Here is a 23,924-nt window from a genome sequence, read left to right on the forward strand (position 1 = left end):
CTGCCTGACGGGATGACGACATGACAGAATTAATCTTGCAGGCCCTGTATTCGGGCTTGCTGCAGGGCGGCTCCTACGCCCTCATCGCGCTGGGTCTGGCGCTGGTGTTCGGCACCATGAAAGTAATCAACCTGGCGCACGGCGAACTGGTGCTGCTGGCCGCCTACATCGCCTACAGCGTGGAATCGGGCCTGGGACTCGGTCCCATGTTCGCCATTCCCATCGCGCTGGTGATCGTCAGCCTGACGTCCGTGGGCGTCTACCTGATCGTCAGCCGCATCAGGAAAGACCGCGAAATCAATTCGCTGATCCTCACCTACGGCATCGGCGTGATCCTCACCAATTTCATTTTGCTCGTGTGGAAGGCCGACATCCGCTCGACGTCGTCGAGCTGGCTGCAGGAAGGCTTCGAGATCGGCCCCTTCTTCAGCATGCGCAGCGAAGTGATCTTCTTTGGCGTCAGCCTGGTACTGATGGCGGCCCTGTGGCGCTGGCTGTCCACCAGCTGGTATGGCCGCGCCGTGCGCGCCGTCTCCAGCAACCGCGACGCGGCCAAGCTGATGGGCATCGACCCGGGCCGCACGGAACTGGTTTCCTTCCTCGTCGCCGGCATCCTGGCCGCCTTCGCCGGCGTCGCCCTGTTCAGCTATGGCGTGATCCAGCCCGCCTACGGCGGCGCACTGACGGTGAAAGCCTTCATCATCACGGTACTGGCCGGCATCGGATCCATCCCCGGCGTGCTGATTGCCGCCGTGCTGCTGGGCGTGGCCGAGGCGCTGACCGTCACCCTGGCCAGCTCCGCGCTGCAGGAATTGTCCGGCATGGTGCTGTTCCTGCTGGTCCTGTTCATCATGCCGAACGGCCTGTTCGGCGCACAACGGAGGCGCGGATGAAGCGTTCGACAGTCATTGCAACGGCGGGCCTGCTGCTGGCCGCGTATGTCGCCGTGCCGCTGGCGCTGGGCGCCAACCAGTATGTCATGAGCATGGTGGTGGCGGCCCTGATCATCGGCGGCGTGGCCATGTCCTGGGCCCTGCTCGGTAATTTGGGCGGCATGGTCAGCTTCGGCCATGCGGCCTTCTTCGGCGTAGGCGCCTACGTCTCCGCCTTGACCACCGTCAAACTGGGCGTGCCCGTGTTTGCCGCCATGCTGCTGGGCGGCGCGGGCGCGGCCATCGCCGCCATCATCATGCTGCCCGTGCTGCGCCTGCGCGGGCCGTATTTTGCGCTGGCCATCCTCGCCTACGCCCACATCTTCCGCATCCTCGCCACAGAATGGAGTGCCGTCACGGGCGGCGCCGGCGGCATCAACAATATCCCGGCCCTGCCCACCGTCCTCGGCTTCGACCTGGCCAGCAAGACGGGCGCCTACCTGGTGGTGCTGACCCTGGTGGTGTGCTGCGCCTTCGCCTACGGCCGCATCCGCGCCAGCCACTACGGCATCGCCCTGCGCTCCATGCACGACAGCGAAGACGCCACGCGCGTCGTCGGCGTCAACAGCACCTTGCTGAAAGGCGCCATGCTGCTCGTGTCGGCCTTCATGGCGGGCCTGTTCGGCGCCTTCAACGCCCACTACATCAACTTCCTGGAGCCGGACTACGCCTTCAACAGCCTGTGGGTCACCTTACCGATCGTGGCGGCCATCTTCGGCGGCTACCGCACGATACTCGGCCCCGTGCTGGGCGCCGTGGTGGTCTACCTGGTCGACCAGCTGATCTTCAAGTCGCTGATCCCTACCGGGCACCAACTGGTGCTGGGGATGCTGCTGGTGGCGATGATCGTCTTCAGCCCGAACGGCCTGCTGCCGCTGCTGCAAAAATGGCTGAAAAACGCGTTCAACGCCAAGGAGAAAGCACATGCTTGAACTCGATAATGTCTCCGTGCGCTTCGGCGGCCTGACGGCCGTCGATTCCGTCACCCTGAACGTGGGTAGCCACGACGTGATCGGCCTGGTGGGCGCGAACGGCGCCGGCAAGACCACCCTGTTCAACGCCATTTCCGGCCTGGTGCGCCCCACCGGCGGCGGTATCCGCTTCGAGGGGCGCGACATCATGGCCACGCCCATGTACCAGCGCGCGCGCCTGGGCCTCGGCCGCACCTTCCAGATCCCGCAGCCCATGCATGAATTGACGGTGCGCGAAAACCTCGTCGTGGCGCAGCGCTTCGGCACGGGCAAGGTGGACCAGCGCAAGATCGATGAAATCCTCGATTTCACGAGCCTGGCGGACAAGGCGCAGCGCGACGCGGCCAGCGAACTGGCGCTGACGGAACTGAAGGCGCTGGAAGTGGCCAAGGCGCTGGCGACGAACCCGAAACTGCTGCTGTTAGATGAAGTGCTGGCCGGCCTGGAAACGAACGGCAAGCGCCGCTTCATGGGCATGCTGAAGGATTTACATGCGCAGTTTGGCGTGGGCATCGTCATGATCGAGCACGATATCGAAACCATCAGCAATCTGTGCCAGCGCGTGGCCGTGCTCAATTTTGGCCAGCTGATCGCCGACGGCACGCCCGATGCCGTCTTCCGCGACCCGGCCGTCATCGAAAGCTACACGGGAGCCGCGCATGCTTAACATAGAAAACCTGCGCGCCGGCTATGGCGCCATCAATGTGCTGTGGGACGTGTCGCTGTCCATCCGGAAGGGCAAGCTGACCACCATCATCGGCCCGAATGGCGCCGGCAAGACGACCCTGCTGCGCGCCATCATGGGCCTGCTGCCCGTCGGCGCGGGCACGATCACGCTCGACGGCACGCCCATCAACGGCACACCCACGTGGAAGATGAGCGATGCACGCGTGACGATGATCCCCGAGGGGCGCATGACCTTCCGCGACATGAGCGTGGAAGAAAACCTGATCATGGGCGCCTTCCCCAAGGAGCACCGCAGCCACATGCCGGCGCGCCTGGCCGAAGCCTACGCCATGTTCCCCCGGCTGCACGAGCGGCGCAAGCAGCTGGCCGGCTCGCTGTCCGGCGGCGAGGCGCAGATGCTGGCGATGGCGCGGGGATTGATGTCGGACCCGTCGCTGCTGATCATCGACGAACCCTCGCTGGGCCTGGCGCCGCTGGTGGTCAACGAGCTGTTCGAGATCCTCGCGCGCCTGAACGACGGCCGGCGCACCATCATTTTAGTGGAGCAGAACACGGCGCGCGCCGTCGGCGTGGCCGACCACGTCTACCTGATGCAAAGCGGCAAGGTGGCGCTGTCGCAGCCGGCGCTTGATGTCGACCTGGAGCACCTGCACGCGCTGTATTTCGCGCGCTGAGCAGCCCGCCCGGCGCGGGCCTTGACTGGCCGGCGGCCGTCAATCCCCGTCGTCGGCCAGTTTGTCGAACACCTGCAGGTCGCCCCTGCCCAGTCCTGCCGTCACGAAGGGATCGTCGGCCGGGAAGCGGCCCGTATCGACCAGTATGCGCAGCTTGCTCAAGCGCTCGCCCTGCGCCAGCGCTTGCGCCTGCGGATCGGCATCGGCGTGGGCATCGGCTCCGGCCTGGCCGATCGCGCGAATGACGGACTCCGGGAACTCCCACAATTCGGCGATCCGTGCCGACAGGATGCGCGCTTGCGCAAACACCTGGGCGATGAAGGCGTCCGACTGCGGCAAGGCATCGGGCGCATGCATCTGGTCGATCAGGCGGAACGCCACCACGAGACCCACATTGGCCATCAGTCCCGCCAGATAGGCGTCGAAGGCGTTTGCCTGCAGCGCAGGCGCGAGCAGGTTGGCCGCCAGCGCGCATTTCTCGGACTGGCGCCAGATCAGCGGCGCCGTGCGGATGGTCAGCCCGCCGCTCTGCATGCTGACGATGGGGCGGAAGGCGACGCGGGCCAGCAGCATGCGCATGCCGTTCTGCCCCAGCAGCATGATGGCGCCTTCCATATTGTTGATCGACGGGCTGGCGTTGTAGCGCGAATGGTAGCAGGGCCGGTTCGCTTCACGGTAGACCTCGGCCACCAGCGGCACGTCCTGGGCCAGCTGGCGCGACAGCTCGGCCGCGCTCATGTTTTCATCCTGCAAGGTCCGCATCAACTGCGGGATGATGGCCGGAATGCGCGGCACCAGCGCAGCGCCGGCGACCGGTTCACTGGCCAGGCGCATCAATGCGTCCAGAATCTGCTGTTCCTCCTGTGGCGCAGCCTGCGTCGCCCCCGCGGCCGCCAGCCAGCGGTAATAGACGGCATCGATTTCGGCGCTGGTGGCCGGCTGCCGCGCCGCCTCGGGCTGCGCCGCCGTGGTGGCTGGCGCAGGCTTGTTTTTTGCGTCGCCGCCGTTGAGTAGTTTTCCTATCCAGCCCATTTTGCCAATACTGCCTTATATGCATCATTATCGCGACATCCGCCCCGCGATTTTACTTGATGCCGGCCGCACCGGCACGGCCGGGGTGGGCAGCCTTGTCCTCCGGCCGCAAGCTGCTACAGTAGTACTCCCGCAGGTCCCCTGCTTTTGCAAGGAAAATCATGAGCAACATGCTGGCGCGCTACATCACCAGCCAGGCGTATAACAACGCCTGGGCCAACCACCGCCTGCTGGCAGCGTGCGGACAACTGACCGGCGCCGAATTCCAGGCCACGCGGGTCAGCTTCTTCCCCACCATCCAGTTCACCCTGAACCACATCCTCACCTGCGACTGGTTCTATCTCGATGCGCTCGAGCGCGAGCTGCGCGGCGACGCGCCTCATGCCGACTGCTATGTCTTATTTGCACAGGACGAACCGTTCACCGATTGCGCGGCCCTGCATGCGGCGCAGCGCGCCTCGGATGCGCGCCTGATCGCGCATTGCCGCAGCCTGTGCGACGCGGACCTGGCGCGGCCCGTGACGATCCTGCGCGACACGCCGCAAGTCGACACGCGCCTGCGCCTGCTGGCGCATCTGTTCCAGCATCAGATCCACCACCGGGGACAGGTGCACGCCATGCTGGCCGGCACCCGCGTGGCGCCGCCGCAGCTCGACGAATTCTTCTGCGCCGGCGAAGCGGACGAGCGGGCACAGGATTTTGCGGAACTGGGCTGGACGGAAGACGACATCTGGGGCCGGCGCTGACCTATTCCTCGCCGTGGTAGCAGACGCACAGCTTGTTGCCATCGAGGTCGCGGAAATAGGCGCCATAATAATGGGCATGGTAATGGGGCCGCAGGCCCGGCGGTCCCTCGCAGGCGGCACCCTGCGCCAGCGCGGCCTGGTAACAGCGGTCCACCTGCGCGCGGCTGGCCGCCAGCAAGGCCGTCATCTGCCCATTGCCGGGAGTCGCCGGCAAGCCGTCATGCGGCGCCGTCAGCACGAACAGGGGGCGCGGCGCGTCCTGCGCCATCCAGCCGGCCCAGGGCTTGGCCGTATCATGAAATTTTTCGATCAGGCCAAGTTCTCGCGTCAGGGCCGTGTAGAAAGCATAGGCGCGGGGAAAATCGTTGGTGCCGAGGCAAATATGGGACAGCATGCCGCTCCTTCGTGAGTTCGATCGCGTGTGCGCCAGGGGGCGCCGCCTGATTATAATGGCGCTTCTCTTTTTGAGCCGCCGCCATGTCCGACCTTGACCGCCTTCAATTGCAGCCGCCTGCCAGCGCCGATCTCGACGCCTTGCTGGCCTTCGAACTGGAAAACCGCGCCTATTTTGAACGCTGGGTCACGGCCCGCGCACCGTCCTACTATGGCCAGGAAGCCATCGCCGCCGCCATCGAGCAGGCGCAGCGCGAACGCCAGCAAGACCGCAACTACCAATACCTAGCCAAGCTGGACGGCCAGATCATCGGCAGGGTCAACCTGACGGGCGTCACGCGGCCCTATTTCAACAAGGCAGCAATCGGTTACCGCATCGGCGAACGCTTCGGCGGACGCGGCTACGCCACGCGCGTGGTGGCCCTGCTGCTGGAAGAAGCATTCGGCGCACTGGGCCTGTGGCGCGTGGAAGCGACGGCGCGGCCGCAAAACCTGGGCTCGGTCGCCGTCATGCAGCGCAATGGCTTTCACCAATACGGGCGCTCGGAAAAAGCCATGCTTTTCCAGGGTGACTGGTCGGACTTGCTGTATTTTGAACGGCGCAACACACAAACCATGGCTTGAAATGTCGCATTTTTCTGGCGGCAACGCGACTTTTATCCTATCACCAGCGCCTTTGTGACAACGCAAAGCACGGCGATATTGGGCTGATAACGTCAAGGCTCGGGAATTTTTAATATCTTGCCAAGTCCAACATGAAACTGCGTCAACGCCTGTTCGAACACGTGCTGCTGGTGCTGACCTTGGCCATCGTCATCTTTGCCGCCGCCATCGTGCTGGCACGCATGACGCAATGGGCGGAAGCGCAGGAACTACCCGCCTACCTGATACAGGGCATGCACCTGGTGGGCAAGGTGCTGTTTTTCCTGGACGGCGGCATCGTCGTCGCCGTCAGCAGCATCCTGGCCGCCCGGCTGTTCCGCATGCTCACCAAGGAGGATATATGAAGCACCTTCATTACCTGTTCACGCTCCGGCATCCGCGCCGTTTCTGGTGCAGCGCCCTCGTCATCGCCGTGGCCTCGGCCATCCTGCTGGGCACCTGGCTCGACAGCATGCCATGGCTGGCGGCCATCCCCCTCGTGGCCGGCGGCTTGCTGGTGGCGCTGGGCGAATTGTGGGATGACATGCACGGCAAGCGCCTGCCGAACGGCAACGACGACACGCAAGCGCCGTGTCGCCATCCCTGAGGCTGGCGTGATGATGCGTGCACGCAACAACAGTCGCGCCATCGGCCGCGCATGCGCTTGATTTAAGACTGGCTTCAGTCTCGCCGTGCATCGTGATATGGCGCCAGCAGCCATGGCGCCTTCCTTCCCCCTCACGGGCACAGCCCAGCGAAAGAGCCGATATGAGCACATGGATGCGCGCCAACAAAGGTTTCTTGATGTTTCTCCTGCTGTTCGGCGTGTTCCGCACGGCCGTGGCGGACTGGAATCCGATCCCGTCGGCATCCATGCGCCCCAACCTGCTCGAAGGCGACGTGGTCTTCGTCAACCGCCTCGCCTTCAACCTAAAAGTGCCGCTGACCGATATCGTACTGCAGCGCCTGGGCGAGCCGCAGCGGGGCGACATCGTCACCTTTTTTTCGCCGAAAGATGGCACGCGTTTGATCAAGCGCATCATCGCCCTGCCCGGCGATACGGTGGAAATGCGCAACGAACAGCTGGTCATCAACGGCCAGCCGGCCCAGTACACGGCGCTCGACACGGCGCCCGAAACCGTCGCCCAGCTGGGCCAGCTGACGGCGCAGCGCATCAGCGAACGCAACAGTACGGAGCAGCACCGCATCCAGGTCTTGCCGCAGCTCACCGGCGCGGCGCGCAGCTTCGGCCCCGTGACGGTGCCGGCCGACCATTTCCTCATGCTGGGCGATAACCGCGACAACAGCGCCGATTCGCGCTATTTCGGCTTCGTGCCCCGTGAATTGCTGATCGGCAAGGCCGAGCGCATCCTCGTGTCGGCCAACATCCAGGAACATTGGCAGCCCCGCCTGCAGCGCTTCGGCATGAAGCTGGAATAAAAGCTGTCGCCTCGCAACGGCGCCGTGCTTTTCGGTTAGCATGGCGCATCATGTCCACCTTTTCCCTCGCCAGCCAGCGGCCCGCCAGCACGCACCATGCCCTCGACCAGCTGGCCCAGTTCCTGCAGCGCCACCCGGATGCGCTGCTGCTGACGGGCGCCGGCATCAGCACGGCGTCGGGCATTCCCGATTACCGCGACGCCGATGGCGTGCGGCGCGGTAACGCGCCCGTGCAGGGCCCCGATTTTCGCCGCCAGGAAGCCGTGCAGCGCCGCTACTGGGCGCGCAGCATGGTGGGCTGGCCGGCCCTGGCGCGCGCCGCGCCGAATCCCGGCCACCTGGCCATCGCCCAACTGGCGCAGCGCCGGCAAATTGGCGGCCTCGTCACGCAAAACGTGGATGGCCTGCACCAGCAGGCGGGCAGCACGGCCGTGACGGAGCTGCACGGCAGCATCCATGCCGTCGTCTGCCTCGATTGCCGCGCCGGCATTCCACGCAGCACGATCCAAAACATGCTGGAACACGACAATCCGCAACTGCTGGGCGCCACGGCCACGCCGGCGCCCGATGGCGACGCGCTGCTGGAGCCGTCGCAGCTGGCCACTTTCCATGTGCCGCGCTGCCCGCACTGCGGCGGCACCCTGCAGCCGGACGTGGTGTTTTTCGGCGACGGCGTGCCGGCCGCGCGGGCCGCCGAGGCCGAACGCAAGATGCGCGAGGCCAGCGCCCTGCTGGTGATCGGCTCGTCCGTCATGGTGTATTCCAGCTTTCGCCTGTGCCGCATGGCGGCCGAAACGGGCAAACCCGTGGCCGCCATCAACCTGGGCATGACGCGCGCCGATCATTTGCTCGCGTTCAAGACGGAAGCGCCGGCACAGGACATCTTGCCAGCGTTAGCGGCCATGCTGGGCTGATCCGCGCCCGGCGGCATGCCGCTCTGGCTATACTGTGGGATTGACGAGGAGAATTCATGCTGGAACTGTTGAGTGAACACGCCTGTTTTGGCGGCGTACAACGTTTTTATCGCCACGATGCACACGCGATCGGCTTGCCCATGCGTTTTTCGGCCTTCATTCCGGACACGGCGCCAGGCGCCACGGCCAGCAGCAAGCGCCCCGCCCTGTTTTACCTGGCCGGTCTGACTTGCACGGAAGAAACATTCATGATCAAGGGTGGCGCCCAGCGCGTGGCGGCCGAGGAAGGCCTGATCCTGATCGCGCCCGACACCAGTCCCCGCGGCGCGGGCATCGCGGGCGAGACGGATGCCTGGGATTTCGGCGCGGGCGCCGGCTTTTACGTCGATGCCACCGAGGCGCCATGGAGCAGCCACTACCGCATGTACAGCTACATCCTGGAATTGCGCGCCCTGCTGGAGCAGGAACTGGCGATCGACGCGCAGCGCACGGGGATTTTCGGCCACTCGATGGGCGGCCATGGCGCCCTGGTGCTGGCCTTGCGCAATCCGGAACTGTTCCGTTCCGTGTCCGCCTTTGCCCCCATCGCCGCGCCAAGCCAATGTCCGTGGGGCAAGAAAGCCTTCACGGGCTACCTGGGCAGCGACGAGGCCGGCTGGCAGCAGTACGACGCCAGCGCCCTGATGCGCGGCCTGGCGGGCAAGCCGGCACTATTTCCTAACGGCATCTTGATCGACCAGGGCCTGGCCGACAAATTCCTGCCCGATCAACTGTATCCGGACGTGTTCGAGGCGGCGTGCCGCGACGCCGGCCAGCCCTTGCAGCTGCGCCGCCATGCCGGCTACGACCATGGCTATTACTTCATCGCCACCTTCATGGAAGAGCATCTGCGCTTCCATGCGCGGAACTTGCGCGCCGTTGCCTGACCGGCGTCTACTACGCCGTGCTGGTATGCCCGTTGAAGTGGCGCGTGTACCAGTCCGTGGCCAGCACGGCCGCCTGGTGGCGCGTGTCGGGGCCGCCGGGCGCGGCGATCTGCTCCAGTTGCTTGTCGCAGCGCAAGGTGGCAAAGGCCATGCGGTTCAGTCCCGCCACGTCGGGGTCGCGCCCGCCCACGATGAGCAGGGAGGGCACGCGCACGTTTTCCAGCGCCGCCTTGCCCGCCATTTCCACCTGGCCATCGCAGACGGCCAGCGCGGCGATGTCCGCGCTGCGCCAGGCCGCCAGCTGCATCACGACGGCCGCGCTGGTGCCATAGCCATACAGGCCGCAGGGCAGGCGCCGCGTGGACGGGTCCAGCTGCAGCCAGCCCAGGGCCTTTTCCAGCTGCCGCGCCAGCAGGACGATATCGCTGCGCACGAAATAGGCATGGCCATTGCTGCCGCCGCCAGGCCCGACGCCGGCCTGGTCAAAGCGCAAGGTGGCGATGCCTGCCCGCAGGAAATCCTGGGATGTGGCATGGCTGGAAGCGCCCAGGTAGTCGCTATCGGCGCCGGCGCCGTGGGCAAACAGGACGATGCCCACCGGGCGTTCCGGCAATTCAAGCACGCCGTCCATCTGAAGTTCATCCGCCGTAATGCTGACAAATTGTTCTTGCATGGCTGCCTCCGCTATCGGGCTGGTCTGTAGCCGCGCTGTCGAGCCGGCTATCGGGCTGATGGTCTAGCTGATCTTGCCGGGACGGGCATGAATGCATGCCCGCAGCGGCAGTCCTCAGTGTAGCAGCCTGCGGCCGTTCCTGCGCGGCCGCGCCTGCGGCCGTTCGCGCATGGCAAGCCACGCGGCGAGGTCAGACGGCGCCGTGCCGGTCGAGTCCCTTCAGCACGGCTTCCGGGCGGATCGGCAGATGCCGCACGCGCGACGCCACGGCGGCAAAGATGGCATTGCCGATGGCGGGCGCCACGGCCGTGGTAGGCGGCTCGCCCAGGCCCGTCGCCGTTGCCGTACTGGCAACAAACTCGATGTCGAGTTCGGGCACGTCGGCCATGCGCAGGGGCGTGTAGGTATTCAGGTTGGTATCCTTCACCTGCCCGTTCAGGAAGGCCGTGCCTTCATGCAGGGCCATGCTCACGCCCCACAGGGCGCCCCCTTCCGCCTGCGCCAGCGCGCCGTCCGGATCGACGATGGTGCCCGCGTCGATCACCATCGTGAGCTTTTCGACTTTCACCATGCAAGTGCTGCGGTCCACTTTCACTCTGGCAATACATGCCGTCCAGGTGGGCATGTCGCGTTCCTGGCCGAACGTGGCGGCGATGCCCAGGCCCGTGTCGGGCGGCATGGCCGTGCCCCAGCCCGCCTTTTCCGCCGCCCGGCGCAGCACGTGGGCCAGGCGCGCGGCGCCGCCGATGGCATTCGGCGCACTGCCCGCGTTGCGTCCCGTGGCCTGCAGCAAGGACAGGCGGAAGGCCAGCGGATCGACCTTCGCCGCCTGCGCCGCCTCGTCCATGAAACTTTCCACGGCCCAATTCGTCCAGCCCGGCCCCACGGAACGCAGCCAGCCGGGGCGGAAACTGCTGTTGGCCAGGTCGTTCGACACGGCCCGCACGCGCTGCGCGCCCACCGTGTACCAGTGGTCGGCACCGGCGATGGCGAACGGGTCATACGGGTGGCCATCCTTGTCCTTGGCCAGGAAGGCGGGGATCATCGCCTGCGTGGGCCAGCCCGCGCTCGCCTCGTGCACCATGGCCGACACCTTGCCAGCGGCGTCAAACGCCATGCGCACATGCTGCACCGAGGGCGAACGGGGCGAATCGAAGCGCGCATCGTCGGCGCGCGTGCAGATCATCTTGACGGGCCGCCCCACGGCCTGCGCGGCCAGCGCGGCCGGCACGCAATAGTCGCCGTTCAAACGCCGGCCGAAGCCGCCGCCCAGCAGGTAGGTATGCAGCATGACCTTGTCTTCCGGCACTTTCAAGGCCTGGGCCAGCACGGGCAGGATCAGCGACTGCCACTGGTTGCCCGCGTGAATGTGCCAGACGCCGTCGATTTCCTGCGCCAGCGCATTCACCGGTTCCAGCTGAAAATGCAGTACCGTGCTCGTCGTGTAGTGGCGCTCCAGTTTCAGGCTGGCATCCTTGAACGCCTGCTCCACACCCTCATCGTCGACGACGCGGGCGCCCAGGGTGGCATCGGCCAGCTGCTTGCCCGCATAGCCGAGGATATCCTGCTCCGACACGTGCGACGCCGCGCCGGCCCGCCATTTCACCTGCACCAGGTCGGCCGCGCGCACGGCGGCAGCGTATGACTGCGCATACACCATGACCCAGCCGGGCACGCTGCCGCTGGGGTCCTGCAGGGCCGCCGAATGCAGGTAGCCCGGCACTTTCTTCGCGGCCGAGTCGTCGATGGAAACCACTTTCGAACCGTAGCGCGTGGGCGGGATCTTCGGCCTCGCGTACAGCATGCCGTCCACGTGCGCATCGATACCGTACACGGCCGTGCCATTCGTCTTGGGCGGGATGTCCAGCGCCTGCACGTTCTGGCCGATCAGGCTGCGCTGCTGCGGCGTCTTGAGCACGATGGCCTTCAGCTGCGCGGGCGTGTACTGGCGCGCCAGCTTGCCCCGGCGCACGATGTCGCCATAGCTGATCGAGCGCCCGCGGCCATGCACCACGCCCAGTTTCGCATGGCACCCGGACACGGGCACGCGCAGCAGCCGCGCGCCCTCCTCGACCAGCGCGAGGCGTCCGGCCGCGCCGGCACGGCTGAGCGGATCGAAATTCTGCCAGACGGACCAGCTGCCGCCCGTCACCATCAAGCCCCATTTCGGGTCCGTGTCGACGTAATGCAGGCGCACCTTGCTCCAGTCCGCTTCTAGCTCGTCGGCCACGATGCGCGCCAGGGCCGTGCCGATATGCTGGCCCATTTCCGCCTTGGCGATATTGACGGTGATCATGCCGTCACGGTCGATCTGGAACCAGATGCTGGGATCGAACACGGGCGCGGCCGCCTTGGCCTGCGGCGCCTGCGCCGCCTTGCCGGCCGCCAGCGAACTGTCGGCGCGTAAAAAGGCGAACGTCAAGCCCGTGCCGGCGGCGGCGATCAGGAAGCCGCGCCGGCCCGGCGAGGGGGAACGGCCGGCGCCGCCCTCTTTCGGCAGTTTGCCTGGAAACTCAAGCATGCGGCGCCTCCGCCTGCATGCCGGCAGCCAGCTTGATGGCCTTGCGGATGCGCACGTACGCCATGCAACGGCACAGGTTGCCGCTCATGACGGCATCGATGTTCGCATCCGTCGGCTGCGGATAGTCTTTCAGCAAGGTGGCCGCCTGCATGATCTGGCCCGACTGGCAATAGCCGCACTGGGGCGCCTGCGTGGCGATCCACGCCTGCTGCAGCGGGTGCGTGCCGTCCGGCGACAGGCCTTCGATGGTGGTGATGGCGCAGCCGGCCACGGCGGCAATCGGCGTGATGCACGCGCGCATGGCGCGGCCATCCACGTGCACGGTGCAGGCGCCGCACATGCCGATGCCGCAGCCAAACTTCGTGCCTTTCAACTGGGCTTCGTCGCGCAGCAGCCACAGCAGGGGCGTCTCGCCATCGGCCTCGGTGCCGAACGGCTGGCCATTCACGGTCATGTTATACATAAGTGTTATAAATAAGTGTCATACATAAGAAACTTTCATGTTTACTTGCCGGCACGCGCGCGCGCCACGGCCGCTTCCAGGTTCGTCCAGGCCGGCTGGTGGCTGCGGCTGCGGCGCAAATAGGCCGCCAACTGGGCCACGTCGTTGTCCGTCAGCGAGGCGGCGAAGCCGGGCATCAGCACGCCGGGCATGCCCGCGTCCTTGCCGATGCCGTGCAGGATCACCTGCACCAGGTTGGCGGGGTCGGGCGCGCTGACGGCGCTGTTCAGGCTCAGTTCCGGGCGCAATGCCACGGGCTGGCCATTGCTGTTCGAATGGCACGACGCGCAGGCGGCCACGTACAGGCTGGCGCCACGGTCGTTGTCGACGAGGCTGACGCGCTGCGAGCGCGCGATGCCGGCCTCGATCACGGCATCGGCGTCCACCTTGCGCCCGTCAGCGCCGGCCACGCCGGCAAAATACACGGACAGGGCGCGGATGTCGCTGTCCGGCGACGCCCCCATGCCCTCGTGCACGACGGCCGACATGGGTCCTGCCGCCACGCCGTGCAGGGCCGTCACGCCCGTGCGCAGGAAGGCATACAGTTCCTCCCGCGTCCACGGCAGCGGCGCCGTATTGGCGCCGGTCAAGGCGGGGGCATACCAGTGGTCGATGCTCGCGCCCAGATAAGCGGAGCCGGCGATCTCGGCGCCCAGCGCATTGCGCGGCGTGTGGCAGGCGGCGCAATGGGCCAGGCCCTCGGCCAGGTAGCGGCCCCGGTTCCAGTCCAGCCCTTGCGCAGGGTCCAGCCGGTAGCTGCCAGGCTTGAAGTAAAGCAACTTCCAGCCCGCCTGCAGGGGTCGCAGGTTCAGGGGAAAGGGCACGGTGTTGGCGGGCGCCACGGCGTACACGGGCGGACGCGTCATGAAGTAGGCGTACAGGGCCGTCAAGTCCCCGTCCGAGACGCCGTTGAAGTGCGTGTAGGGAAAGACGGGATACAGGTGGGCCCCGTCGCGGTCCACGCCTTCGCGCATGGCCCGCTGGAAGGCGGCCAGCGACCAGCGGCCGATGCCCGTCTGCGGGTCGGGCGTGATATTCGTGGCATAAATCGTGCCAAACGGCGTGGCCAGGCCATGGCCGCCCGCAAATGCTGCGCCGCCCGTGGCCGTATGGCAGGCGGCGCAATTGCCCATGCCCGCCAGGATGCGGCCCTTGTCCACCACTTGCGGGGAAAACGCCGTGGCGGCGGGCGGGTCGATGGGCGCCAGCGCAGGACGCCAGTAATAGACATAGGCGGCCAGCGCCGCCAGGATGAGTAGCGCCAGCAAAAGCAGCAGGCCGGTGACAATCTTTTTGAACAAAACAGGAACCAGTGAAAGTAAAGGCGGAGTGACAGCAAGGCGGACCCTGCCGCCAGCGGCTGGCGGCGGCAACAGGGCCAGCATGACAATCTTACCGCGATTGTGACTTGTTGTATGTACGCAATGACACGCAGGCGGCCCCATGAGCGGGCGGCCCCTTATAATCACCTTTTCAGCACGCTCCCCGCCTTCCTGCCCCCCATGCATACCGTTACCATCATCCTCATCCTGGTCCTGACCGTCGTCCTGTGCGGCTTCATCGCCCGTTCGCGCTGGGTCAAGCTGCCCCTGCCCCTGATCCAGATCGCCGGTGGCACGGGCCTGGCCATGTTCGGCGTGCAAGTGCCGCTCGATCCCGACATCTTTTTCCTGCTGTTCATTCCGCCCCTGCTGTTTCTCGATGGCTGGCGCATTCCCAAGGGCGCCTTCTTTTCCGACGCGCGCTCGATCCTCATGCTGGCCATCGGCCTGGTGCTGTTTACCGTGCTGGGCATGGGCTTTTTCATCGACTGGCTCATCCCCAGCGTGCCGCTGGCCGTCGCCTTCGCCCTGGGCGCCATCCTCTCGCCGACGGACCCCGTGGCCGTGTCGGCGATTGCGGCCGGCAACCCCATCCCGCCGCGCCTGATGCATATCCTCGAAGGCGAATCCTTGCTCAACGACGCCTCGGGCCTCGTCTGCTTCACGTTTGCCGTGGGCGCCATGATGACGGGCGGCTTTTCCATCGGCGCCGCCTCGCTGAGTTTCCTGCAGGAAGCGGGCGGCGGCATCGTCATCGGCCTGGCCATCTCCTGGGGCGTGGGCCTGGCAAATAAATGGCTGGTGAGCAAGGTTGGCGAAGAGCCGGGCCTGCAGATCCTCATCAGCATCCTGATCCCGTTTGCCGCCTACCTGGGCGCCGAGCAGATCCACGGTTCCGGCATCCTCGCCGCCGCCACGGCGGGCGTGTCCATGCATTACGCCGACCTGATCGGCCGCCCCCTGGCCGCCACGCGCACGCAGCGCAAGGCCGTGTGGGATACCGTGCAACTGGTCCTGAACGGCGCCATCTTCGTCATGCTGGGCGCGCAATTGCCCGCCACCGTTGCCGGCCTGCCCGCCGCCTCCATCGAAGTGGGCGCCGGCAGCGCCTGGAAACTGCCCCTGTTCGTCATCGCCATCACGGTGGGACTGACCTTCATGCGCTTCGTCTGGGTCTTCATCTCGATGAAGCTGACCTTGTTCAAGCACAACAAGAAAGTGGCGGGCGAATCGAAGGAAGCGGCCCTGCTGGCGCGTCCCAGCCTGCGCCTGCTGCTGGTGGCCTCGTTCGCGGGCGTGCGCGGCGCGCTGACCCTGGCCGGCATCCTGACCCTGCCCCTGTTTTTGCCTGACGGCAACCGTTTCCCCGCGCGCGACCTCGTCATCTTCCTGGCCATGGGCGTGATCCTGCTGTCGCTGCTGCTGGCCAGCGTCACCCTGCCCCTGCTGACCAAGGGCCTCGTGTTCGCCCCGCCCGCCCGGCGCTCCACGGAAGAGCGCAATGCCCGCGCCGCCGCCGCCGAAGCGGCCATCGCGCGGCTGGAAAAAGTCTGCGCCGGCATCGACAAGGATGGCAAGCAGCAAGTCGTCACGGAAGCGGCCAACCGCCTGATCGAAGCCTACCGGCGCCGCCTCGCCTATGGCGAAAGCAGCAACGACGAAGCGACGCGCATGCAGGAACTGGCCAAGGCCGAGCGGGCGCTGCGCCTGGAAGCGCTGAATGCGGAGCGGGACGAACTGTTCCGCCGCCGCATCTCGGGCGAGCTGGACGACACCATCCACTTGCGCCTGCTGCGCGAAATCGACTTGCTGGAAGCGACATTGGAAGAATAGAGACAGTCCGGCCCGGTATTTTTCATGATGCCGGGACATTCTCATGGTAAAGAATGCAAGTTTTTGCATTAGTGTTTATAATGCAAGGTTATAGGGCATCAGCGATTTACTTTCCGCACGCATTTCCGTACAGTCTGTGTTGATGAGTAGCAATCCGCGTAGCCAACCCGACCTGAATAAAGACACACGACGCCGTGCCCTCTTCCCATTGCCACCGGCAGCGCGCCGCGCCGCCCGCCCTGCTTGCCGCCGTGCTGCTGGCGTTCGCCTGCACCGTGCTGGCATCGCAGGCCGCATGGGCCCAGGGCAGCGCGGCGCCCGACGCCAGGCGCCCGGCCGAAGTGGCCCAGGTCCTGTTCGGCATCATCAGCTACGTGCGCTGGCCCGTGGCGCGCCCCGAAGTGCGCGTCTGCATGGTGGGCGCGCCCCACTATGGCGCGGCCATCGTCGACAAGCCCGCATCCAGCCTGGGCCAGCGCATCCGCGTCAAGGTCCAGCCGGCGGCCGGCGCCGTCAACGAATGCGACGTCGTCTACGTGGGCAGCCTGCCCGATGGCGAGCGCGACCAGCTTTTGGCGCAGATCATCGGCAAGCCCATCCTGTCCGTCAGCGAACCAGGGGCCGCCTGCCCCGTGGGCACCATGTTCTGCCTGCGCCTGACGGAGGCGCAGATCGGCTTTGACGTCAACCTCGACGCCATCGCCCGCAGCGGCCTGCGCGTGCATCCGAACGCCTTGCAAATTGCACGTCGCAAGGGAGCCCAGCCATGAACGCGCGCCTGACCGGCAAGCTGGCCAGCCTGCCGCGGCCCACGCTCGACAGCGTGCTGCGGCGCGCCCACCTGAGCGTGTCGCTGATCGCCGTGCTGGCGGCCGGCCTGACCCTGACGGCCGTGGCGCTGCTGGCCCTGCGCGTGTATTCGGACCAGAACCTGCGCCTCGTGGCACGCTCGATGAGCTACACGGTGGAAGCGGCCGTCGTCTTCGGCGACCCCATGGCCGCCAAGGAAGCGCTGGCCTTGATCGGCGTCAATGAAGACATCGACCAGGCCCAGGTCAGCGACCGGGATGGCAAGGTGCTGGCCCGCTGGGAACGGGGCGAGCACGGCACGCGCTACTTCATCGAACGCACCCTGACGGGCTGGATGCTGCCCGATTCGCTGACCTTCCCCATCACCCACGATGAACAGGTGATCGGCAGCATCAAGCTGATACCGCACAGCCGCAGCCTGCTGCCCTTCCTGCTCAGCGGCCTGTCCTGCCTGCTGGCCTGCCTGGCGCTGAGCCTGATCGTCGCCGTGCGCCTGTCGCGCCGCATGGAAACGGATATCACGGCGCCCCTGCGCCACCTGGCCGAAACGGCGCACCGCGTGCGGCGCGACCGCTCGTTCGAGTTGCGCGTGCCGCCGGCCAATATTGCCGAGCTGAACCAGATCAATGACGACTTCAACGCCCTGCTCGACGAACTGGAAGCGTGGCAAAGCCATTTACAGAAGGAAAACGCCTCGCTGTCGCACCGCGCCAACCACGACAGCCTGACGGGCCTGTCGAACCGCGCCTTCATGGAAACGGAGCTGGAGCGCGCCATCATCGAAGCGCGCGTCGGCAATGGCAAGGTGGCCGTGTTGTTCCTCGACAGCGACCGCTTCAAGTACATCAACGATACCTTCGGCCACGCCTCGGGCGACCGCGTGCTGGTGACGATCGCCGCGCGCATCAAGCAGCAGCTGCGCGAAGGCGACCTGGTGGCGCGCCTGGGCGGCGACGAGTTCGCCATTCTGCTCAAGCCCCTGCGCAACAGCAGCGATGCCATGCACATCGCCGACAACATCATCGCCGCCATGGCGCAAGCCATCGAACTGCCCACGGGCAACAGCATCGTCAGTTCCCTCACCATCGGCGTGGCCGTCTTTCCCGACCACGCCATCGACGCCGCCTCCCTCGTGGGCGCGGCGGACGAAGCCATGTACCGCGCCAAGCAGGCCCAGCGCGGTACGCGCCAGGTGGCGCGCCTGCCCCATACTCACCCCTGACCGCAAGGAGCAACACCATGCCATTCCTCTTCAAGCAATTCCGCCTCGGCTTCCTCGCCATGCTCATGCTGGGCCTGCTGGCCGCCTGCCAAAGCACGCCGGCAAAGAAATCGCCGTTCAATGCCGAACAGGTCGCCACCCTGACGGAGCAAGGCTTCGTGCAGACGGATGAGGGCTGGGAACTGAGCTTCACCGACAAGCTGCTGTTCGAGTTTGACGCCGCACGACTGACGGCGCCAAGCCGGGTTGCCATCCAGAAAATCAGCGCCGCCCTGCTAAAAGTGGGCATCACGCACATGCGCGTGGAAGGCCATACGGATAACGAAGGCACCGAAGCGTATAACATCAAGCTGTCGCTGGCGCGCGCCAACGTGGTGGCCGATGCCATGAGTGCGACGGGCATTCCGCGCAACAACCTCGTCGTCAAGGGACTGGGCATGAGCAAGCCCGTGGCCTCGAACGCCACCAAGACAGGCCAGGCGGAAAACCGCCGCGTCACCATCATCGTCACGGCGCCGTGAGCATGGCGCCACCCGCCGCGCGCTGGGTCGTGATGGGCGTGTCCGGCTGCGGCAAGAGCGCCGTCGGCAACGCGCTGGCCGGCGCGCTGGGCGTGCCCTACGTGGAAGGCGACGACGTGCATCCGCCGGAAAACGTGGCGAAAATGGCCGCCGGCATCCCCCTCGACGATGCCGACCGGGCCGGCTGGCTGGACGCCCTGCGCGAGCGCATCGCCTCGGCCCGCGCCCAGGGCAGCGGCCTCGTCGTGTCCTGCTCGGCCCTGAAGCGCGCCTACCGCGACGTGCTGCGCCGGGGCGACCCGGCCCTGCGCTTTGCCCACCTGGACGGTCCGCGCGAGGTGCTGGAACGCCGCATGCAGCGGCCCGGCCACTTCATGCCGCCCAGCCTGCTCGACAGCCAGCTGCACACCCTGCAGCCCCTGCAGCCGGACGAGGCGGGCATCGTGCTCGACATCCGCCAGCCGCCCGCCGTGCTGGTCGGGCAGATCCTGCAAACGCCCTGACGCGCCGCGCGCTGGACAGCCAGCGGCCCGCTGTGTAGACTGACGCGCACTTTCATGAAGGATAGTTATGACCACAGCCAGCACCAAACCAGCCCCAGGCCCGGAATTCTGGGAACGCGCCGACCAGATCATCGCCCTTGCCAACGAGCAGTGCGAACAGAGCCGCGGCAACGAAGTGGCCACCTCGCTGCTGTACGCGGCAGCCCGCTTCAATGCCTTCCTCGTTGCCAGCAAGACCAACGACGTGGTCAAGATGCAACAGGAGAAGGATGACGCCGTGGCCTTCTTCACGGAACAGTACAAGCGCATGCTGACGGATAACTTCAACGACTACATCGCCAATTTCGACAAGTACACGCAACCGTCGGCCGCCCCCAAGGGCTGATGCCGACGGCCAGCCTGGCGGGCCACCGCGCCAGCGCGCCCCGGGCCGACAGCGTGCTCCATGGTGCCGTGCGCTACGCGCCCGTGCCATCGCTGTGGCTGGCGGCCATGCTGGCCGGTGCCGTGCTGGGCGCCACCCTCGCCTTCAGCTGGACCGGCCTGGCGCTGTTCCTGGCCAGCACGGCCATCGTTCTCCTCTTCGGCCACTCCCTGGGCAGCCACCGCAAACTCATCCACGACAGCTACCGCTGTCCCCTCTGGCTGGAATACCTGCTCGTCTACCTGGGCGTGCTGGTGGGCCTCGGCGGTCCGCTGGGCCTGCTGCGCCAGCACGAGCTGCGCGACTACGCCCAGCGCCTGCCCGCCTGCCACCCCTACCTGCGCCACGGCGGCGGCTTCTGGCGCGATGCCTGGTGGCAACTTCACTGCCGCCTGGAACTCGACCACCCGCCGCGGATCCGCATCGAAGCGCGCATCGCGCACGACCGTTTTTATCGTTTTCTGGAAAGAACCTGGATGCTGCAGCAGATGCCGTGGGCCATCGCGCTGTTCCTGTGGGGCGGCTGGGGCCTGGCCTGCTGGGGCGTCTGCGCCCGGGTCAGCGCCGGGGTGCTGGGCCACTGGCTGATCGGCTACTTCGCGCACAACCATGGCCAGCGGCATTTCCACGTCGACGGCGCCGCCGTGCAGGGCCACAACATCCGCCTCGCCTCCCTGCTGACCATGGGCGAATGCTGGCACAACAACCACCATGCCTATCCCGGCTCCGCCCGCCTGGGCCTGCTGCGGGGCGAGTGGGACCCCGGCTGGTGGGTGCTGCTGCTGTGGCGGCGCATGGGCCTGGTGTCCGACCTGCGCCTGCCGCAAGACCTGGCGCCGCGGCCGGAACTGCGGCGATGGAACACGGAAAAATAGTTGTTGACCAATCGTTCACCAATGCCTATAGTAAGGCCATGGACAGGGCATGCCGCCCCATCCCCTTTGCGGACCGAGCATGGCCAGACCACGCAACTTTGAAGAAGCAACCGTCGTAGCCCAGGCCGCCACTGTGTTTGGCAAGCTCGGCTACAACGCCGCATCCATCGATGACCTGGTGAAGGCGACCGGCCTGCTGCGCGGCAGCCTGTACAAGGCATTCGGCTCCAAGCACCACCTGTTCGAGCGCGTGCTGGCGCAGGCGCTGCAAGCCGGCTGGCCCGCGCGGGAGGAAGCGGTGGATTTGCTGATCATCGCGCTGAAGGAACTGGCGCCGTCGGACGCCGCCATCACGGAACAATGCCGTGCCGCCGTGCAGGAAACGGGCGCCGATACGGCCCGCCTGCTGGGCGAACGCCTGTTAAGCCACCTCAACCACCCACCCAAGGAGACACCATGCCCACCCTCGAATTGAACGATGAAGCACTGACCGTCCGTCTGGCCCTGTGGGAAAAGCTGGCATCCTTCCAGGGCAACCTGCGCATTCCCCTGCGGCATGTCCGCGGCGCAACCGATGATGACGGCTTCCGCGGCACGGCACTGGGCTTGCGCGCGCCGGGCACGGGCTTGCCGGGCGTCATTTCAGCGGGTACCTACCACAAGGGCGGCGACCGCCAGTTCGTCTTCATGACGCGCGGCACGCAGCCGCTGGTGATCGAGTTGCAGGACGAAAAGTGGGCGCGCCTGGTGCTGGGGGTTGCCGACGCGCGCGCCCTGGCCGCGCGCATCAATGCGGCAGCCGCGCGCTAGGACTGCGCCTCAGGCGGACTCGCCGCCCGCCAGGTAATTGTTCTTCACGCGCACGTAATGCTCGGCCGAGTAGCGCAGGTAGGCGATCTCGGCCTCGGTAAGCGGGCGCACCTTGGCGGCCGGACGACCCACGTACAGGTGGCCGCTTTCCAGCACCTTGCCCGGCGACACGAGGCTGCCCGCGCCCAGCATCACGTGCTTTTCCACCACCACGTCATCCATGACGATGCTGCCCATGCCGATCAGGCACTCGTCGCCGATGGTGCAACCGTGCAAGATCACGGAGTGGCCGATGGTCACGTACTTGCCGATGGTCAACGGTGAACCGTCCGGCTTGGCCGCATTCCTGTGCGACACATGGCCCATGGAAAAGTCCTGGATATTGCTGCCTTCGCCGATGACGATGCGGTTGACGTCGCCCCGCAGCACGCTGTTGCACCAGATGGAACAGTCGTCGCCGATCTGCACATCGCCAATCACTTGCGCCGTGTCATGCAGGTACACGCGCTCGCCCAGCACGGGACGGGTATTCAGGTAGGAACTGACAGGCATCGTTTTCTCGCTTTTCATTAATAATCAACATTCACACCCAGCCGGCGGCCAGCGCGAAAATCGCCAGGCCATGGGCCAGGGAGGCGCCCAGCAAGCCGGCACGGCAATATACCAGTCCCGCCACCACGCCCTCGATCACGGTAAACACGAGGATGGGCGCGCCCACCTGCGTCACGGTGGTGGCGAGAAAGGCGTGGCACAAGCCAAACAGCAGGCCCGACGCGAGCGCCGCGCGCCAGGCGGGCAGCCAGGCACGCAATTGCTGCTGCAGCAAACCGCGGAACAGCCATTCCTCGTAACAGTTGGCCGCCAGCGCAAAACCCAGCAGCAATGGCCATGCGGAAACGGGCACGGGCGGCAGCGACGGCAGGCCGAACGCGGCTTTCAAACCGATCGCCAGCCCGACGATCAGGGCGGCACCGGCCACGCCCTGCAGCACGGACAGGAGCGGCCGCGTGCCGCACCAGCGGACCTGGCGGCGCGCCTCGCTTTCCAGCCAGCACGTACTTGCCACCAGGGCCAGCGACATGGCGCCCAGCGCCAGCAAGACCGGCGGCGGCGCCGTGAAGCGCAGGCCGCCCGCCGCCACCTGCCAGTAGCCGTGCGCCGTCATGGCATCGCGCGCCAGCACGAAAAACAGGATGTGCACGAGCACGCGCAGCAGCGGGACGGTACGCGGCACAGTACGTGGCAACACCAGCAGCAAGGCGGCGCAGACGAGGAAGGCGGGCGTGATCGCCAGCAGGTACTGCGCCAGGGAAGTCAGGTCGGCCATCGCTCGCATCGGGAAAAGTACGGTGCCAACGGGCACAGGCTGGCAATTGTATGCGCCGGCTGGCAAAACGGGCAACCTGTCTTGCTATGCCGCCTTGCGCCAGCCATGCATCAGCCCATGCGCCGCCAGCCCCGCCACCAGGCCCCACAGGGCGCCGCCCACGCCCAGCAGGGTCACGTTGGCCGCCGTGGCGAGAAAGGTGATCAGCGCCGTCTCGCGCGTGCGCGCGTCCGCCATGGCCTGCGCCAGGCTGTTGCCGATGGCGCCCAGCAGGGCCAGTCCCGCCAGGGTGGCGATGAAGGTGCGCGGCAAGACCATGAACAGGCTGGCCAGCGTCACGCCGAAGATACCCACCGTGATGTACAGCGCGCCGCAGGCCAGTCCCGCCACATAGCGCTTCGATGGCTCCGCATGGGCATCCTTGCCCGTGCAGATGGCGGCCGTGATGGCGGCCACGTTGAAGGCGTGTGCACCGAACGGCGCCATGAGCAGCGAGCCGAGTCCCGTCACCGTCAAAATCGGATTGGCGCTGACCTGGTAGCCGTCGTTGCGCAGCACCAGCATGCCGGGCATGTACTGGCCCGTCAGGGTGATCAGGAACAGGGGCAGCGCCACGCCCAGCAGGGCCGACAGGGAAAAGCGCGGCATCTCCAGCACGGGCGCGGCCAGCGCCAGTGCTATGCCTTGCACGTCGATGCGCCCCTGTGCCAGCAGCAGGACCAGGCCAATCAGCATGATGCCCACCACGGCATAGCGCGCCGTAAACCGGCGCAGCAGCGCATACGACAGCAGCAGCACGGCCACCAGCACGGGATCGGCGCTGGCGCCGCCGAAGGCATTCACGCCGAACTGCAGCAGTATGCCCGCCAGCAAGCCGGCGGCGATGCCACCCGGAATCAACCGCACCAGGCGCTCGAAGGCACCGGACAGGCCCAGCAGGATGAAGGCGATGGCCGACAGCATGTAGGCGCCGATCACCTCCGCATACGGCGTGTGCGGCATGACGGTGGCGAGAAAAGCCACGCCGGGCGTCGACCAGGCCGTGATGACGGGCGCGCGGTAGCGGTAGCTGAGCCAGATGCCCGTGACGCCCACGCCGATGCTCAGCGACCAGACCCAGGATGCCGTCTGCGCCGCGCTCAACTGGGCCAGTTGCGCCGCCTGGAACACCAGCACGAAGGTGCCGCCATAGTTGACGAGGACGGAAATGCAGGCCGCCATGGC

Annotated in this window: 29 protein-coding genes; 20 read left to right on the forward strand and 9 right to left on the reverse strand. The window is 66.5% G+C overall.

Going from position 1 to position 23,924, the window contains the following annotated elements; translation table 11 throughout:
- Positions 1–20: 20 nt before the first annotated feature.
- The 4 genes from AC07VL_RS11810 to AC07VL_RS11825 are packed head-to-tail and all read left to right on the forward strand — an operon-like array spanning position 21 to position 3,264.
- Positions 21–893, forward strand: a complete 873-nt coding sequence (locus AC07VL_RS11810) for a branched-chain amino acid ABC transporter permease (RefSeq protein WP_290601311.1) — start codon at positions 21–23, stop codon at positions 891–893.
- Entirely contained in the window at positions 890–1,864 is a 975-nt protein-coding gene (locus AC07VL_RS11815; protein WP_494806007.1) for a branched-chain amino acid ABC transporter permease, read from the forward strand. Before AC07VL_RS11810 ends, AC07VL_RS11815 begins: the two co-directional genes overlap by 4 nt.
- Entirely contained in the window at positions 1,857–2,570 is a 714-nt protein-coding gene (locus AC07VL_RS11820; RefSeq protein ID WP_131377111.1) for an ABC transporter ATP-binding protein, read from the forward strand. The genes AC07VL_RS11815 and AC07VL_RS11820 overlap by 8 nt, the downstream gene beginning before the upstream one ends.
- Positions 2,563–3,264, forward strand: coding sequence for an ABC transporter ATP-binding protein (locus tag AC07VL_RS11825; RefSeq protein ID WP_494806008.1), 702 nt, complete (start codon positions 2,563–2,565; stop codon positions 3,262–3,264). Before AC07VL_RS11820 ends, AC07VL_RS11825 begins: the two co-directional genes overlap by 8 nt.
- A 39-nt stretch (positions 3,265–3,303) precedes the next feature.
- Here AC07VL_RS11825 and AC07VL_RS11830 read toward each other — a convergent pair whose 3' ends face one another.
- The gene (locus AC07VL_RS11830; RefSeq protein ID WP_494806009.1) at positions 3,304–4,296 is read right to left on the reverse strand and encodes an HDOD domain-containing protein; all 993 of its coding nucleotides are present in this window, start codon (positions 4,294–4,296) and stop codon (positions 3,304–3,306) included.
- 161 nt (positions 4,297–4,457) lie between these two features.
- Here AC07VL_RS11830 and AC07VL_RS11835 point away from each other — a divergent pair, with 161 nt between their 5' ends.
- On the forward strand, positions 4,458–5,042 hold the full coding sequence (locus AC07VL_RS11835; protein ID WP_494806010.1) for a DinB family protein: 585 nt from the start codon (positions 4,458–4,460) through the stop codon (positions 5,040–5,042).
- Position 5,043: 1 nt separating this feature from the next.
- Here the strand turns inward: AC07VL_RS11835 and AC07VL_RS11840 are convergent, their stop codons facing one another.
- Complete coding sequence (locus tag AC07VL_RS11840) at positions 5,044–5,436, reverse strand: VOC family protein (protein WP_494806011.1); 393 nt, start codon at positions 5,434–5,436, stop codon at positions 5,044–5,046.
- Between the two features lie 83 nt (positions 5,437–5,519).
- On the opposite strand from AC07VL_RS11840, the gene AC07VL_RS11845 reads away from it, so the two are divergent.
- From AC07VL_RS11845 to fghA, 6 genes are all read left to right on the forward strand, one after another.
- A complete protein-coding gene (locus AC07VL_RS11845) occupies positions 5,520–6,059 on the forward strand; it encodes a GNAT family N-acetyltransferase (RefSeq protein WP_494806012.1) in 540 nt (179 codons plus the stop codon).
- Positions 6,060–6,190: 131 nt separating this feature from the next.
- Positions 6,191–6,442, forward strand: coding sequence for a hypothetical protein (locus tag AC07VL_RS11850; RefSeq protein ID WP_326456841.1), 252 nt, complete (start codon positions 6,191–6,193; stop codon positions 6,440–6,442).
- A complete protein-coding gene (locus AC07VL_RS11855) occupies positions 6,439–6,684 on the forward strand; it encodes a hypothetical protein (RefSeq protein ID WP_494806013.1) in 246 nt (81 codons plus the stop codon). Before AC07VL_RS11850 ends, AC07VL_RS11855 begins: the two co-directional genes overlap by 4 nt.
- Before the next feature lie 161 nt (positions 6,685–6,845).
- Positions 6,846–7,517 (forward strand): signal peptidase I, encoded by a 672-nt coding sequence (lepB, locus tag AC07VL_RS11860; RefSeq protein WP_494806014.1) that lies wholly within the window; start codon positions 6,846–6,848, stop codon positions 7,515–7,517.
- Positions 7,518–7,567: 50 nt separating this feature from the next.
- On the forward strand, positions 7,568–8,431 hold the full coding sequence (locus AC07VL_RS11865) for an NAD-dependent protein deacetylase (protein WP_494806015.1): 864 nt from the start codon (positions 7,568–7,570) through the stop codon (positions 8,429–8,431).
- 56 nt (positions 8,432–8,487) lie between these two features.
- On the forward strand, positions 8,488–9,357 hold the full coding sequence (gene fghA / locus AC07VL_RS11870) for an S-formylglutathione hydrolase (protein WP_494806016.1): 870 nt from the start codon (positions 8,488–8,490) through the stop codon (positions 9,355–9,357).
- A 10-nt stretch (positions 9,358–9,367) separates the two neighbouring features.
- Here fghA and AC07VL_RS11875 read toward each other — a convergent pair whose 3' ends face one another.
- From AC07VL_RS11875 to AC07VL_RS11890, 4 genes are all read right to left on the reverse strand, one after another.
- Positions 9,368–10,030: a dienelactone hydrolase family protein gene (locus tag AC07VL_RS11875; RefSeq protein WP_494806017.1), complete on the reverse strand. Its 663-nt coding sequence runs from the start codon at positions 10,028–10,030 to the stop codon at positions 9,368–9,370.
- A 190-nt stretch (positions 10,031–10,220) separates the two neighbouring features.
- Positions 10,221–12,551, reverse strand: coding sequence for a xanthine dehydrogenase family protein molybdopterin-binding subunit (locus AC07VL_RS11880; protein ID WP_494806018.1), 2,331 nt, complete (start codon positions 12,549–12,551; stop codon positions 10,221–10,223).
- A complete protein-coding gene (locus AC07VL_RS11885; protein ID WP_494806019.1) occupies positions 12,544–13,014 on the reverse strand; it encodes a (2Fe-2S)-binding protein in 471 nt (156 codons plus the stop codon). The genes AC07VL_RS11880 and AC07VL_RS11885 overlap by 8 nt, the downstream gene beginning before the upstream one ends.
- 41 nt (positions 13,015–13,055) lie before the next feature.
- The gene (locus AC07VL_RS11890; protein ID WP_494806020.1) at positions 13,056–14,354 is read right to left on the reverse strand and encodes a c-type cytochrome; all 1,299 of its coding nucleotides are present in this window, start codon (positions 14,352–14,354) and stop codon (positions 13,056–13,058) included.
- A 201-nt stretch (positions 14,355–14,555) separates the two neighbouring features.
- Between AC07VL_RS11890 and AC07VL_RS11895 the strand changes: the two genes are divergently transcribed.
- The 9 genes from AC07VL_RS11895 (at position 14,556) to AC07VL_RS11935 (ending at position 21,373) form a co-directional block, all read left to right on the forward strand.
- Complete coding sequence (locus AC07VL_RS11895; protein WP_494806021.1) at positions 14,556–16,208, forward strand: Na+/H+ antiporter; 1,653 nt, start codon at positions 14,556–14,558, stop codon at positions 16,206–16,208.
- A gap of 194 nt (positions 16,209–16,402) precedes the next feature.
- Positions 16,403–16,978, forward strand: coding sequence for a regulatory sequestration protein YfiR (gene yfiR, locus AC07VL_RS11900; RefSeq protein WP_494806022.1), 576 nt, complete (start codon positions 16,403–16,405; stop codon positions 16,976–16,978).
- Positions 16,975–18,240, forward strand: a complete 1,266-nt coding sequence (dgcN, locus tag AC07VL_RS11905; RefSeq protein WP_494806023.1) for a diguanylate cyclase DgcN/YfiN — start codon at positions 16,975–16,977, stop codon at positions 18,238–18,240. The genes yfiR and dgcN overlap by 4 nt, the downstream gene beginning before the upstream one ends.
- Positions 18,241–18,257: 17 nt before the next feature.
- On the forward strand, positions 18,258–18,761 hold the full coding sequence (yfiB, locus tag AC07VL_RS11910) for an outer membrane lipoprotein YfiB (protein ID WP_494806024.1): 504 nt from the start codon (positions 18,258–18,260) through the stop codon (positions 18,759–18,761).
- A gap of 2 nt (positions 18,762–18,763) precedes the next feature.
- Positions 18,764–19,264 carry a gluconokinase gene (locus AC07VL_RS11915; protein WP_494806025.1) on the forward strand — a complete coding sequence of 167 codons (501 nt, stop codon included), beginning with the start codon at positions 18,764–18,766 and terminating at the stop codon, positions 19,262–19,264.
- 67 nt (positions 19,265–19,331) lie between these two features.
- Positions 19,332–19,649 carry a DUF3144 domain-containing protein gene (locus AC07VL_RS11920; protein ID WP_290601337.1) on the forward strand — a complete coding sequence of 106 codons (318 nt, stop codon included), beginning with the start codon at positions 19,332–19,334 and terminating at the stop codon, positions 19,647–19,649.
- On the forward strand, positions 19,649–20,563 hold the full coding sequence (locus AC07VL_RS11925) for an acyl-CoA desaturase (RefSeq protein WP_494806026.1): 915 nt from the start codon (positions 19,649–19,651) through the stop codon (positions 20,561–20,563). Before AC07VL_RS11920 ends, AC07VL_RS11925 begins: the two co-directional genes overlap by 1 nt.
- 79 nt (positions 20,564–20,642) lie before the next feature.
- Positions 20,643–21,038 carry a TetR/AcrR family transcriptional regulator gene (locus AC07VL_RS11930; protein WP_494806027.1) on the forward strand — a complete coding sequence of 132 codons (396 nt, stop codon included), beginning with the start codon at positions 20,643–20,645 and terminating at the stop codon, positions 21,036–21,038.
- The gene (locus AC07VL_RS11935) at positions 21,020–21,373 is read left to right on the forward strand and encodes a PH domain-containing protein (RefSeq protein ID WP_494806028.1); all 354 of its coding nucleotides are present in this window, start codon (positions 21,020–21,022) and stop codon (positions 21,371–21,373) included. The genes AC07VL_RS11930 and AC07VL_RS11935 overlap by 19 nt, the downstream gene beginning before the upstream one ends.
- Positions 21,374–21,382: 9 nt before the next feature.
- Here the strand turns inward: AC07VL_RS11935 and AC07VL_RS11940 are convergent, their stop codons facing one another.
- The 3 genes from AC07VL_RS11940 to AC07VL_RS11950 form a co-directional block, all read right to left on the reverse strand.
- Positions 21,383–21,925: a gamma carbonic anhydrase family protein gene (locus tag AC07VL_RS11940; RefSeq protein WP_494806126.1), complete on the reverse strand. Its 543-nt coding sequence runs from the start codon at positions 21,923–21,925 to the stop codon at positions 21,383–21,385.
- 31 nt (positions 21,926–21,956) lie between these two features.
- Positions 21,957–22,700, reverse strand: coding sequence for a CPBP family intramembrane glutamic endopeptidase (locus tag AC07VL_RS11945; RefSeq protein ID WP_494806029.1), 744 nt, complete (start codon positions 22,698–22,700; stop codon positions 21,957–21,959).
- An 84-nt stretch (positions 22,701–22,784) separates the two neighbouring features.
- Positions 22,785–23,921, reverse strand: a complete 1,137-nt coding sequence (locus AC07VL_RS11950; protein ID WP_494806127.1) for a benzoate/H(+) symporter BenE family transporter — start codon at positions 23,919–23,921, stop codon at positions 22,785–22,787.
- Positions 23,922–23,924 lie beyond the last annotated feature (3 nt).

The organism is Janthinobacterium sp. GW821-FHT03C08 (assembly GCF_059420905.1).